Source organism: Paenibacillus sp. O199, from assembly GCF_001636635.1.
Classification (GTDB): domain Bacteria; phylum Bacillota; class Bacilli; order Paenibacillales; family Paenibacillaceae; genus Paenibacillus; species Paenibacillus marchantiae.
Window position 1 is genome coordinate 39367 of sequence record NZ_LGRP01000004.1, and the last position, 13118, is coordinate 52484.

Sequence of the window (13118 nt, forward strand, 5' to 3'; positions counted from 1 at the left end):
GTGAATAAAGACATTCTACTTGAGTGGGACAGTAAGCATAGTGCGATGAAGAACACGAAAGAAAACTATTGGAAAACCTATAGGAAGTGGCGTGACGAGAACAAAAGCGATTATCATGATACTTTCCTGGGCAAATTATATGATGAATTTATAAGCGTTGAAGAGCGAGCCATATACCTAAAATATAGTTTTAATACAACAGAAGCCGTAGTATTTTGCTCGATTAATATTTTTTACATAGAAGAGCACATAGGAACTTATGATATAGAGTTCTTTTTGAATGGTGAGATTGCTGATGATTATCTGGATTTTGGAGACGCATTACTTAAAGATCGGATCATTAAAGTAAAGCATAATTTGAAGACTGCAAGAAGCGCTATAAAACTAGGAATTGAAGTATCAGATATTTCGAAAATCACAGAAATTCCACTCAAATATATAGAAATATTAAAAGAAAAATATAGTTGATATAAAGGGAATGTTACAAGAGGGATAAGCAATTCAAAGAAGCTGCTTACATCTTATAACATAATATTCACGCTGCGGACATTCGTCCTTGGTTCGGCATTCGCCGGACACCCGACATACGTCGGGTCGTGAATACAGGAACGTTAAGTGAAATTATCACAAAAGCTTTATTGAAAGATTTTTAATGCTAAGTTTAGTTTTTTCATAAGGAGAACGATACGATGAAAACAAAAAATAAAGTTGTCACAAATTTTTTAACAAATAGAGCGGGAATAGTAGAAATTTTTATTATTGCATTTGCTATCGCTTTGAGTGTGAGTTTAACAGCTAATTACCTATTTTTGATTGAAGGACTTAATAAGATATTTTTATTAGTTTTAGGATTAATATTGTTTTTCTCATCTATGATTTATTTGATATTTATTAAATTTAAAACAATGAGATTCAAAAAGAAAATAAGCGGATTTTTTATATACAACAAAGATGAAAATGAACTAATACCAGTTTATGATTATGATTATGGAGAAGATATAGCAAGAATAATCAAATCAACTATAACTGAAAAGCCAGCATATTATCATGCTTGGAATACTAGTAAATTATCAGATTCTAGTGCAGTAATTATGGACGAAAAAACGACTGATACTTCTAATGCTGCGCAGAAGCTTATTATTGAAAGTACTCAATTTTTTTTGATTGATGAATTATCAACCCATTTATCAAAATATTTTAACGAATATGACAAAGATAAATTTATAAAAGAATATGGCCGAAATGATATTTTACAAGTACTCTCAAAAAATCGCATTATGGAGCTATTTACAACACCAATCGAGAATAGAGAATCATTTGTAAATAATGAATATAATAAGGGGAATTACATTGATATAATAAAAGTTTCTGATGATGGTTCTAAAGAATTAGTAAGGAGAACTTTACCTTCAGGAGAACAGTTTGTTAAATTCGATTTGATTTTACCTGTAAAAAGTTCAATACAAGCAATAGACTCAAATACGATAATGATAAAAACAGCTAAGTTATCTATGGTCATAAAAGTAGAATTTTCAGGCATGAATACTTACATCCCACCTTTATTTGTATCGCAATATCTAAAACAGAAAAGAAATGATGTAAAGGCATACAAGGTTGATGTCAATATAAATGTGAAAATTAATTACAAGGGATTTTTCTCTCTAAAGGGATGGAAATATTTTGAATGGGTAGACTCATTTTTAGATTATATAGAAGATAAAATGAGTCAAAAATCTTTTTTTGAAAGTATTGATTGGTCTAGCCTTCAAGCACAAATAATAGTTTTTAGAACTAACTTGAGAAGAAAATCCAAGAATACATTAAAAACAGATAAAGAAGGCATTATTAGTGATGACAAGGAGGTATAAATTGAAATAGTGAGCTTTTTTTTAACATTTTAAGGATTATGACAACTTCACTTAACAAAATATTCACGCTGCGGACATTCGTCCTTGATCCGACAGTTGCCGGACACCCTAGCATTCGCTAGGGTCGTGAATACAGGAACGTTATGCGAAAGGCGATGTGAATGAATAGAAGGAGGATCATATATGGGATTAAATGAACTATATAAAGAAATGAAAGACAGTGGGAAACCAGTTAATTTCGACAACCTTTCAGTAGGTGAATTAAGAATTATCTATTGTGATGAGGAAAGAACTGATTCGCAAATAGCAGAACTTTTTAATGTGTCCCCTTCAAAGGTAGGGAGGATCAGAAGGAAACATGGAATTACCATCAAGAATATGGTGTTTGATGAAATGTTGATGGGAAAAAATGAAGAAAGCTTAAATATAAATTTGAATATAAAGAACCGACTTTTGGTAGATGAGAATATTGACATGATATCCAAAGCAGTTGCACATTTTGCTTTTAGAAATGGCCCTATTGAGGATATGCATGCGGATGGACAATTATCTGAAAGTGATATGAAGAAATTAAACAAGTTTGTACATAATAGGTTGGCTTATGTTTTTCAACTTATTGTTCAGGATAGATGGTTGGAATTAGATTTCTTAATTAAATCAAGATCATATTCTGGTACTGGTTGGGATAAATCAGAACCTGATGATGGTGACAATAGAGCTATTTTAAAGAGAATGTTAAATAGAGATTAATATTGTGAAAGCAACTCAAGCCAATTCGCATAACATAATATTCACGCTGCGGGCATACGCCCTGGGTCCGGCATTAGCAGGACACCCAACATTCGTTGGGTCGTGAATACAGGAACGTTATATGCAATCTGAAAGACTGGGAAAGCATAAGGAAGATTGAAATGAAGAAGCGCCGAATTGCTTATCGGCGTTTTTTGTTTAGAGTTCAAAAATCAAAGAGAATTCAAAGATAGAAGACGATTAAATGAGGAAATTAAGAGTCGAAACAGGAAGCACGAAGTCGCTTCAGATCAGATGAATAAAAAAGGAGATTGGAAAGAGAATTTTAATAAAAAATAGATTTGAAAATTGGAATAAGAGCTAAAAAACCATTGTGGAAAGATAGAAAGAAAGCATAAAATTGAAGAAGGAAATGATGAAATAAGATTAAGAGAAATTGGAAAACGACAGGCAACATAAAACATAATATTCACGCGGCGGGCCAGGCGGCCCTGGGTCCGACAGTCGTCGGACACTCAGCATGCGCTGAGTCGTGAATACGGGAACATTAGCTGAAATTGCTATAATTTATTTTTATTAGGAGGAAGAAATATAATCCATAATCTTGAATCCATATTTAGTAATAGAGAATTGGCCTTGGGCATTTGGTTAGTCCTATTTATCCTATACGCTCTTTCAATCAAAAATGTGCGAAAACAGCTGCCAAATTTATTATCAACGATATTTAATAAGAAGATATTGATTTGGTTAATAAGTATGACACTTTATTTTATTGTAATTATATTAGTGTTAAAACATTTTGAGTTGTGGGAAACGAGACAAGTTAAAGATACTATTATTTGGTTTCTATTTGTTGGGATTGTTTTTTCTTCAAGAGCAGTTGGAAAGGCGAAAGATATTCTTTTTTTCTCTACTGTAGTAGTAGATAATATTAAAATAATCGCACTTATTGAGTTTATTACCAACCTCTATAGTTTCAAACTTTGGTGGGAGTTAATTCAAGTTTTTATAATAACAATCCTTGCAGCTTTATCAGTTCTAATCGATCACCCATCATATTCTAAAGCGAAAGACAGTAAACCATTAAAGAATTTTATAAATACTATTCTATCGATTCTGGGGTTCATGATCTTAATACACTCAATAATATCATTTATAAATAACTGGGATGAACTAATAGTAAAGAATTTATTACTTGATTTATTTTTACCTTTATCTTTATCAGTATCTTTTATTATATATGTCTATTTATTTGTGCTTTATGCTGCTTATGAGATTTTGTTTATTAGAATTGGTTTTAAACAAACGATAGAAGACAGATATAGATTGAAACTCAAAATTAGAATATTGGTCTATTGTAATTTAAGTCTTTATAGGGTCACACATTTCATTCAAAGAAGCCTAATTATGAATAGCTATATTAGAAATCCATCAGAATTAAAGCGTATATTTGCTAATTATCGATCTTTTAATGAACGGAAGCAAATCCAAGAAGATAGCAACATCAGCTAACATCATATCCGCGCATCGGAGCCTGACGGCTCCTCGGTCCGCAAGGATACAGTAACGTTAGACGAAATTTGTTGAGGAGAGAAAATATGAAAAGAAGACCCCCACGAAATTCTGAATGTCCATGTGGAAGTGAAAAGAAATTTAAAAAATGTTGTATTAATAAAAATTTCAGTTGGATTTTAGATGATGACGGCATTTATAAACGTTCATTACCTATCAAAGATCCAGATATGATTGCAGCTATGGAGGAACATGAAAAAAGATTCATTGAGATATATGGTAGAGAACCAAAGGACGACGACCTTTTCTTCTATGATCAATATGTATCACCAATGGATGAATATGAAGTTGAAAACATGACGGTGAAATTATTAGAAGAAATAAACGCAGACCCAGCATTTATCCATGCCTATAAGAAGACTGGTAGATTAGTAGTAAAAGAATATGAAGGAAATTTAACTGATGTAGAGTTAAGTGAATGGCGTAGTGCCTTGGCAGAGTACTATGATTTGAATGAGGAACTTCAATTTGAAGAAGCTGTATCAGAAAGTGAGCAAAATAGTTTACTGGTAGAATTTGAATCTGCACTCTACTTGTTTGGAATGATCATTGCAAAGTATGACCATGTTAAGGGTATAGAGCTCACTCATAATGATTTTATTATGTTTTGTGTCACGAAATCGTTTAAGACCTTTAAATCTATTCAAGTTCAATTAAAAGCCGGACTGATTGAAGATTCGCTCAATCTATTAAGATCGGTTTATGAAAACTATCTTAACATAATATATGTTTTAAGATATCCCGAAAGATTAGATGATTTAGTGGCAGCAAGAATCGGTATGGAAGAAGGAACCCACGAGTATTTAATTCATAGTAATGGTAAGTTTGATAAGAGGACTATCGTTGATAAAGTAACTGGGCAACAATATATAGGTCATATCTCTAATTATTCAATGGCCACTGCCAGTCCCTATAAAGAGGATATTTTTATCTTTGATAAATTGTATGAAAAACTCTCGAGATTCACTCATCCAAACATATTAGTTTTTAAGCACTATATAAGTAACGAAAAATTTAATCCTCACCATCGGGGCAAATCTGACGATGCAATTATAATTTCTATATTTACTAGCATACTTCTGTTAGAGCAACTGTTGGCTATCAACACAGACGAACAAATGCAACAAGATATAAGACACCGTCTACTAAAAATGAAAAATATTATTACAGAAGTATTTAGTGATTTTGTTACAGAAGAAGATGAGAAGTATATTCTTGAAAAATCAATTTATGAAAGAGTAAATAATATTAGGTGAACTCGATGAGGATCCAATAAACTTCGTCCAACAACATTTTTACGCTTTGGTCCATTCGGTCCTCGGTCCGGCCTGAAGAAGAAAAGACATGAGTGATTTCGGCCGGACACATCTTTTCCCTAAGATAAGAGCTATCTAAGGGGAAAGATATCGTGAATACAAAAACGTTAACTGAAATTGCGGCAGTTTGGAGGTGAGTCATGAAGATTTTTAAGTTCAATAGAATAAAAGCACTATCAATCATATTAATTATTAAAACCATTCTGTTATTCTTGCTTTTAACAATCTGTTATAATTTATACTTTCATTACATCAATACAAAAAAAATGATCGATAAATGTTCAAAAATTATAAATACCATAGTATTCGTAAGAATATTCAAGAAGGCAGAAACATCAGTTAACAACGTGTTCCACCTCCGCGGCTGATGCCGATGGATCTGCCCGGGGATTTCAATGAAGCGGAAGCAGGCAGACACATCGATTCCCTTAAGATAAGAGCTATTTAAGGGGAATCGACGTCAGGAACACTAGAACGAAACTATTGAAAATTATAAACTAACACGATAAAAGAGGTGAGAATATGGTCAGAGAAAATCAACCATTTCCGGAGATAAAAGAGGGAATAAATATATATGATGTTATCTTAACAAAGTATAGTGGTAAATCATTGGAGGAAGAGAAGAAAATTTTTCAGAAAAAAACAAGCCAGAATGTAATGAGGATTCGAAGTCAATTTTTACAGATAGAGAAAGAAATGATCAAAACTTTTGATTATGTTGAACCTAACAATAATAATCTAAAAACTAACTCAATTAGATTTGCTTCAATAATTAGAGAATCATGTAATTTATTCGAGTTGGTATCTAGAGAAGTGTATATTAATTTATTCGAGGTACCCGATGAGAAACGAATAAATATTTTTAACTACTTATCATTGGATGGAATAATGAATTTTAGTAACGTATGTTTATCCTCTCCATACATACCATCAATGATTGATGATAAACATAAATTTCTACCTTTTAAAGAATTGATTAAATGGGATAAATCTTCTCCTGTAAATTCGAAATTTCTTCCAAAGTGGTGGAGTGTATATAACAAAATCAAACATAGTAATGATGGAATTGATAATGCAACATTAGAGAATGCACTTTTGTCTGTAGGTGGAGTGTACGTATTAATAAATGGTGTATATGGAGATGGAGTTCTGGTTGGAAGTTTGAGAGAGTATGTCGATATAAATTTGCTTAATTCAAACTATATTGATTTTAGAATAGAAGAATCTAAGTTATTCACTTATGCAACCATGGGAATTGAAAGCTTAATTTCTGTTTAAAGATAGTCTGGAATTTCGAAGACGTCAGTGCATCAGATAACATTATATTCATGCTACGGGTTGGCTAAACCAACCCTTGGTTCGTCAGAGGAATTCCGGGGAAGCATGAGCATCCGGACACACCCAGCATTCACTGGCCGTCGTAAATATGGGAACGTTATGCGAAATATAATATCAATGAAACTAGTGAGGTAAGTTCAATGAAGAAGCAAACGCAAAAGGAACAATCAAAGAAAAGTTCCAAAGATTATGTAATAGTATGTATTGACCGTGAGAACTATGATTTGTTTGATATAAGGTCAAATAAGCCCATATTTTTCTATAATGACCCCCTTGAAGTCAACGAAGATGATTTTGACCACACAGGATCAGGGGTGTTTCAAGAGGTTGATGAGGTGAATATACAAGGAAAGGACAACAAAAAAGGTACAATTCAATACTTTGCACCAAATAGTGTAGGTATTTTATTGTCTACAGCACAGAAGGCCCTTTTTAAAGCTAAAAGACTTCTAAATGAGGAAATTTCAGTTACAAAGTTAGAAGCTAGGTATACTAGTCACGACAAACTGAAAGCTATTCAGGTCAATTCCCGTTGTCTATATGATTACATTGAGTTTATTCAGACAGGTATTGTATTTGGATACACTGCATTAGAGACATTTGTTAACCTGAGCATTCCTGATGATTATCAATATTCAAGTAAGAATACTAAAGGAATAATTGAAATATACGACAAGGAAGCCATCGAAAGGTGGCAACAATTAAGGACAAAACTACACGACATTCTCGTTTCAATTTATGAAACAAAACCATTAAGAGGAACTCAATTATGGAATAGATTTACCACATTTGAGGAATTAAGAAATGATATTATACATCAAAAATCAATAAATCATACAGATTATTATAAGAAGTATTTCTCTAAGAATATAATAGATCTTTGTTCTGTACCGGAGGATATAATCAAATTTTTCTTTGAGGAAAGGACAGTAAAGAAGCATACTAATCCTTTATGGCCGTGGGTCGTAGACACTAAAAACGATTTCCCTAGTAGGGTGTTTAAAACCGAAAACATGGAAATAACAGGTAATATATATAAGGGTAGACGCAAGAAGTAATGTTGTTCTTTGCCCAACAGCGAATTCACGATTTGGGGCTTCTGCTCCTTGGTTATCAGTTGTATAATAATGGAAGAAACTCAGACGACAAATGCCCCAATCAAAGATAAGAGCTATAAAAGGCAGGGCATTTCGTGAATAAAATTTGTGGAAAAATATAAATTCTATTCATAGGGTTGAGGTTTTCGTATATATTCTTACTAAAAGATTGCTTTGGACTAAAACAATCAGTATTAAGATAGCTTGTCTAGTGCTAGGCAGGCTTTTCCTATTATATTTATCAACTATCAAGATAGTAAAAGAAGTGATATCTACCTGTTTATAGTTAATTACATAGATGTTATGGAATAGTTTGTGAGATTCATTGTTCTTCCCCAAGCAAATACCCCACTGAAACCTCCAAAGCCCTCGCAATCATCACCACTTCATAATCTTGAACGAGACGATATTGACCCTCCAAACGAGAAAGACTGGTCTGACTGATATCCAAGCCCAATGTTTGCAATCTGGCTAGGAATTCTCTTTGTTTGACTCCTTTCCTTTTACGAATAGCTACGACTCGGGAGCCGATTATGTTTTTATCGCCAGGTTGTTCTTGTCTATGCTTCATTATGTACACCCCTCATTTCAACCAAATTGTATGAGAAATAATGGTTGTTTTAATGCGGATATCGAATTAAAATAAAATAAACCGATAATCGCATTAAAATGATTGCTCATGTCTAGTCTTAACAAAACATGGGGCAGTTTAGACCCATCAGAGAGGTGCATGTATGAGCCGGTTGCTTGACTTATTGGAAGAGGAACGGCGCAAGCTTAATCAGCTTGGAGAGGCATCCTTGAAGCAAGCGATTCCGTTGTGGGACAACCCCGAAGTGCAAGAACAGAGCCGAAGGGTGGATGAACTGGTGACCCGAGTGAGTGAAATGAAGGCGAGACATAATCGAGTTGTGCGATGATGAGTGAGATTACATAATGCGTAGGGGAGGAGAAGCTATGGATTTTCCACCGTGGATGCAACGAGCGATTCAGGCAAGGATGGAAGAGGTATCTGCCCAGATTGAGCAAGATCCTGAATTGAGTCGTGTGCGTGGGGAAACAGACGAAGCATTTGCAACTTTGTTTGCAGGTAAGGATGTTGAACAGACACCTGAATATGCCGAGTGGGAGAATCGTTATATTGTCAGCAGAGGAGTAGAGAATGAGCAGTTGTACATGCAAGGGCTGAGGGATGGCATTCAACTCACAGTATCCTTGCTAGGTGTGTCGATGTCAGAGGAGATTGATACGAAGGCTTGATCCACTAACGCGAACGCATAAGCCAGGAGGAGCGGCCTAATCTCTACCTAAATAAAAACAGCCGAAGCGTGTAACTATCGCTTCGGCTGTTTTTATCGGCTGTTTTTATAATCTCTACTTTTCTAAAATCCAAATCTTACTTCCCACTCACCGACTTAAACCAGTCATTCACTTCTTGCGTGATCTGATCTCCGCCGTTGGATTTCCAGTTGGCGACGAATTGGTCAAAGGCATCGATCGGTAGTTGGCCGTAGATGATTTTGTTGAAGGTTTCCATCTCGGACTGGCGGAGCAGGTTCCATTTGGATACCATGGTTGGTGTTGCAGCACCGGTAAAGTAGTTTTGTTTACGAATGTCGATCTGGGACATAACGACTTTACCTGCATACCAGTTTTCCGGTTTACGGAATTCGGCCATTTGTTTCTCGTAAGGTGTTTCAGGCTTCTCGCCGTTGGCCAGCTTCACGAGTGTTTTCATGTACAGATCCGGAATACGAGCCGGGCCAGTCAGGAACGGGAACTCGTTGGAGAAGTCTTTGATCTTCTCTTTGTCACTGGTCGGTTGTCCGTCAATGATATCCCAGTCGTAACCTTTGGCGAAGCCGTATTCATACTCACTGCCCGCAGCCGGGTTAGCCAGGTTATCGAGCAAGTAGTTGTAGTACAGGAAGATGGCTTCTGGATGCTTCGCATCCTTGTTAATCATGATACTTGCGTTGACACCAGAGTTCTGCCACTTCGTACCGATCTTGCCGTCTGGGCCAGCCGGAACAGGGTAAGCTTTATATTTTGAGCCAGGTACGTTCTTCAGCAGGTCAGGTGCCGGCCAGTCGGGTACCCAGTTTGCGCCAGGCAGAATGCCCGCTTTGCCAGCGGTCCAGCTCTCAGCGGATTTACCTTCGTCCCACAGGGCGGAGTCGGTATGGATATAACCTTTGTTCATCCATTCAGCTAGCTTGGCAAGGGCTTGTTTCGCACCCGGGTTAACGGAGCCGTACTCCAGATTGCCGTTTGCGTCTTTGTTCCATTGCTCCTCGATTGTGCCATATGCACCGAACAACCAGTCGAGCTGCCCCATCCAGGTGTTGGTGTTATTTTTCAGCGAGATCGCCAGCGGGAATACTTTGTCTGGAGACAGACCGTCCGGGTTCTCGTTCTTGAATTTGTCCATGATATTCTCAAGATCTGCGATGGTTTTCGGAGCTTCCAGGTTCAGCTTCTCCATCCAGTCTTCTCTAAGCCAGAGCAGCGTATCGTCATTATCGGTGTACTCCATGATCGGCATGTTGTATTTCTTGCCATCCTTGGTGAACGGATACCAAAGTTCAGGATGTGCTGCTGCGTGATCTTTCAGGGTCTGACTCGCGTACTTGTCGAACAATTCATCGATGGCGATGAATTGACCGGAGTCGATCAACTGATTGGTCAATACCGCATTGGTCGGTACGGATACGAAATCAGGCAGCTTCTCGCCAGAGGCGATAGCCAGTTGCAGCTTTTGTCTGTATTGATCGTCATTGGCCGGATACCAGGTATCTTTATGCTTCATACCCAGCGTTTCCAGCATCCAGCGATCGTGTACGTTATTTTCTTTGGTGTCCCCTTGCACGTATTTTTTCGGCATCAATACCGAACTGAATTCGATGGGTGGGTCGTATTTTCCTTTGGCAAAAGCAGCTTCTGCTTCAGCTGAACCGACGGTCGCCGGTGTATCATCTTTGGTACCATTGTCACTGGCTGTATCGCCACTGCCGCACGCAGTGATCGTGATGAGCGCGATAACCATGAGCAGTGACCACCATGTTTTGAATTTGATCATTGTTCAATCCCCCTACGATGTATGATCTTTACAAGTGTAACTGTACCAATTTGGGTGGGAGGGCATCTATATGAGTTTGTTAGTTTCGATAGGACTCTATTATGTTATTTATTCTGGTCTCGGTACTCCTGCGGCGTAACGCCGAATTGACGCTTGAACACTTTGATAAAATAAGCCGGGTCCATATAGCCAATCTCCATGCTGATTTCATATACTTTTTTGGTGGTCGTAACCAGCTTGTGACAGGCCCGATCCATGCGCAGGCGCGAGATATAATCACTGATGCCTTCACCCGTTTCGATCTTATAGATCTTGGACAAATGGGTCGGATGCAGATTAACATGATCGGCCAGTACACGCAAGGAGACATCCAGATGCAGGTTTTTATCTGTAAAATCCTGAATCTTCTTCACATACTCGGAACGGATGTCCTTGATCTCATTGGATGTACCTTCCTTGAGTTTGCCAAGTACACTGAGTGACCATTTGCGCAGCTTACTGATGGTGGTAAAAGCTTCTCCACTCTGTAACAACCCGACATCGTCACCCATTAAATTAGCTAAAGTCAGCCTGTTTCGGTGTGCGAGATTGGTGAACGAAGCCGTAATTAAAAAACCAGCCTCCATGCAATGCTCCCACGATTCTGACCATTTCTCATCCAGCTCCGCACAGACGGCTAGTATTTTTTCTTCTGCCGCATCCCATTGACCACTCTCTAACAGATGAATGAAAGTGGGTGGGGTATACAGGACATCCAGCGGACCTTGTGCCGACGGAGTCTCCACGTCGCTGACCCGCATGACGAATTCACGCTCGTCTCCGACAATTTGCCGAAAATAAGCAGAGGCCTGCCGAAAACGATCATATAGCTGATCGGGAAACGCGAACCACTCGGTGATGACGATGGAGAGGGACCCCTTCAGAAATTGCTTCACCTTGGACTGAAGCTGTACGGACAGCTTTTCCAGTATGGTTTCTTTGCCAATGTCGGTACCGTTATCTTTCAGTTGAAGCAGAAACACCAGATATCCATGCTCCTCCTTCACGCCCCACACTTCCATAAACTCTCCCATAATCTCTTCCGCCATATTGATAACCGCATATTCAAGCAAAGTTTGATCGTTGTTGTCATATTGCCCGAATTCTTCTTCCATACGTACAAGCATTAACGCGCAATTCCCGGCGTGGAAGGGCAGATCGTAATTCGCAAGTTTCCGTGCCCATTCGCTGGAGGCAATTCGATGTCCCTGTAAAGCCTCAAGGAGCAATCGCCCCCGCAAATGCGGCAGATTCTCTCGAAGGGTAAACTGGGTTCGCTTCAGTGAACTGACGAGTTCCCATTCGGTATTTAATTGATCGATGGCTTTCTGAACTGCCCCCATTAATTCATCGTCTGTTGGCGGCTTCAGCAAGTAATCGACGGCCTCGAACTGGATGGCTTTTTTGGCGTAATCGAATTCGGAATGTCCGGATAAAAGAATACACTTTATTTTTTTGTCACGGACTCTGATCCGTTCGATCAGTTCAATACCTGTCATTTCGGGCATTTGAATATCCGAGATTACAATATCTATAGGGTGCGTATCAATCAGCTGAAGTGCTTCGTGCGCCGAGTATGCTTTGTGCACCTGTTCGATCCCCAGCGTATGCCACGGTTTGGTCATGGACAGGTTATCTACCCAGTGTGCTTCATCGTCTACGATGATCATTTGCATGATGTTTGTCTCCCTTGGTGGTTGGTATATAAGGCCAATAATTAAAATCAAAGGATACGTGAATTGAACAAAGTCGCTACGGATTTGAAGGGTTCTTTCGATCGCTGTTCAAGCCCCATTTTCTGAATTAGATGATTATAAGGTTAAAATGATGCTTGAAAGGCGAACACTTCGTTTCTACAGAATCCCTTCAATCCTTCGCTTGGTTCACATGTACTCTAACCATTTATTTTAAACAAGGCCTTATATAAAGGTGGAATTGTAATAATGGCGGAGCCTATGCCCCTATTCAGCCTTCTTTCAAGAAAGGCTTTCATGCGGGCACTTCCGAATGCTTTGCTTCTTCAGGTTTTTTCTGTCCTCTGCGTTCACGTGTAAATGGT

12 protein-coding genes are annotated in these 13118 nt (G+C 37.8%); 9 read left to right on the forward strand and 3 right to left on the reverse strand.

Translation table 11 applies throughout. From position 1 onward, the window contains the following. From A6049_RS07330 to A6049_RS07365, 7 genes are all read left to right on the forward strand, one after another. A complete protein-coding gene (locus A6049_RS07330) occupies positions 1 to 468 on the forward strand; it encodes a hypothetical protein (RefSeq protein WP_063564025.1) in 468 nt (155 codons plus the stop codon). Between the two features lie 221 nt (positions 469 to 689). Further along, complete coding sequence (locus A6049_RS07335) at positions 690 to 1868, forward strand: hypothetical protein (RefSeq protein ID WP_063564026.1); 1179 nt, start codon at positions 690 to 692, stop codon at positions 1866 to 1868. A gap of 183 nt (positions 1869 to 2051) precedes the next feature. After that, the gene (locus A6049_RS07340; protein ID WP_063564027.1) at positions 2052 to 2618 is read left to right on the forward strand and encodes a hypothetical protein; all 567 of its coding nucleotides are present in this window, start codon (positions 2052 to 2054) and stop codon (positions 2616 to 2618) included. Positions 2619 to 3254: 636 nt separating this feature from the next. Beyond that, the gene (locus A6049_RS07345; RefSeq protein WP_063564028.1) at positions 3255 to 4130 is read left to right on the forward strand and encodes a hypothetical protein; all 876 of its coding nucleotides are present in this window, start codon (positions 3255 to 3257) and stop codon (positions 4128 to 4130) included. A gap of 86 nt (positions 4131 to 4216) precedes the next feature. After that, on the forward strand, positions 4217 to 5446 hold the full coding sequence (locus A6049_RS07350) for an SEC-C domain-containing protein (protein WP_063564029.1): 1230 nt from the start codon (positions 4217 to 4219) through the stop codon (positions 5444 to 5446). 582 nt (positions 5447 to 6028) lie between these two features. Beyond that, positions 6029 to 6784, forward strand: a complete 756-nt coding sequence (locus A6049_RS07360) for a hypothetical protein (RefSeq protein ID WP_063564031.1) — start codon at positions 6029 to 6031, stop codon at positions 6782 to 6784. Positions 6785 to 6984: 200 nt separating this feature from the next. Continuing rightward, a complete protein-coding gene (locus A6049_RS07365; RefSeq protein WP_063564032.1) occupies positions 6985 to 7902 on the forward strand; it encodes a hypothetical protein in 918 nt (305 codons plus the stop codon). Positions 7903 to 8263: 361 nt separating this feature from the next. Here A6049_RS07365 and A6049_RS07370 read toward each other — a convergent pair whose 3' ends face one another. Continuing rightward, positions 8264 to 8512: a helix-turn-helix domain-containing protein gene (locus A6049_RS07370; RefSeq protein WP_063564033.1), complete on the reverse strand. Its 249-nt coding sequence runs from the start codon at positions 8510 to 8512 to the stop codon at positions 8264 to 8266. A gap of 163 nt (positions 8513 to 8675) precedes the next feature. Between A6049_RS07370 and A6049_RS07375 the strand changes: the two genes are divergently transcribed. Both A6049_RS07375 and A6049_RS07380 read left to right on the forward strand, forming a co-directional pair. Next, complete coding sequence (locus A6049_RS07375) at positions 8676 to 8861, forward strand: hypothetical protein (RefSeq protein WP_063564034.1); 186 nt, start codon at positions 8676 to 8678, stop codon at positions 8859 to 8861. A 37-nt stretch (positions 8862 to 8898) separates the two neighbouring features. Then, on the forward strand, positions 8899 to 9201 hold the full coding sequence (locus A6049_RS07380; protein ID WP_063564035.1) for a hypothetical protein: 303 nt from the start codon (positions 8899 to 8901) through the stop codon (positions 9199 to 9201). Positions 9202 to 9337: 136 nt separating this feature from the next. Here A6049_RS07380 and A6049_RS07385 read toward each other — a convergent pair whose 3' ends face one another. Next, entirely contained in the window at positions 9338 to 11020 is a 1683-nt protein-coding gene (locus A6049_RS07385) for a type 2 periplasmic-binding domain-containing protein (protein ID WP_063564036.1), read from the reverse strand. Between the two features lie 104 nt (positions 11021 to 11124). Beyond that, positions 11125 to 12735, reverse strand: coding sequence for a response regulator transcription factor (locus tag A6049_RS07390; RefSeq protein ID WP_063564037.1), 1611 nt, complete (start codon positions 12733 to 12735; stop codon positions 11125 to 11127). Positions 12736 to 13118 lie beyond the last annotated feature (383 nt).

What these genes read in the sequence shown, in the direction of transcription:
- A6049_RS07370 (WP_063564033.1), bottom strand. Translation starts at nt 8,512, where the DNA reads ATGAAGCATAGACAAGAACAACCTGGCGATAAAAACATAATCGGCTCC.
- A6049_RS07385 (WP_063564036.1), bottom strand. Translation starts at nt 11,020, where the DNA reads ATGATCAAATTCAAAACATGGTGGTCACTGCTCATGGTTATCGCGCTC.
- A6049_RS07380 (WP_063564035.1), top strand. Translation starts at nt 8,899, where the DNA reads ATGGATTTTCCACCGTGGATGCAACGAGCGATTCAGGCAAGGATGGAA.
- A6049_RS07335 (WP_063564026.1), top strand. Translation starts at nt 690, where the DNA reads ATGAAAACAAAAAATAAAGTTGTCACAAATTTTTTAACAAATAGAGCG.
- A6049_RS07390 (WP_063564037.1), bottom strand. Translation starts at nt 12,735, where the DNA reads ATGCAAATGATCATCGTAGACGATGAAGCACACTGGGTAGATAACCTG.
- A6049_RS07375 (WP_063564034.1), top strand. Translation starts at nt 8,676, where the DNA reads ATGAGCCGGTTGCTTGACTTATTGGAAGAGGAACGGCGCAAGCTTAAT.
- A6049_RS07360 (WP_063564031.1), top strand. Translation starts at nt 6,029, where the DNA reads ATGGTCAGAGAAAATCAACCATTTCCGGAGATAAAAGAGGGAATAAAT.
- A6049_RS07340 (WP_063564027.1), top strand. Translation starts at nt 2,052, where the DNA reads ATGGGATTAAATGAACTATATAAAGAAATGAAAGACAGTGGGAAACCA.
- A6049_RS07350 (WP_063564029.1), top strand. Translation starts at nt 4,217, where the DNA reads ATGAAAAGAAGACCCCCACGAAATTCTGAATGTCCATGTGGAAGTGAA.
- A6049_RS07365 (WP_063564032.1), top strand. Translation starts at nt 6,985, where the DNA reads ATGAAGAAGCAAACGCAAAAGGAACAATCAAAGAAAAGTTCCAAAGAT.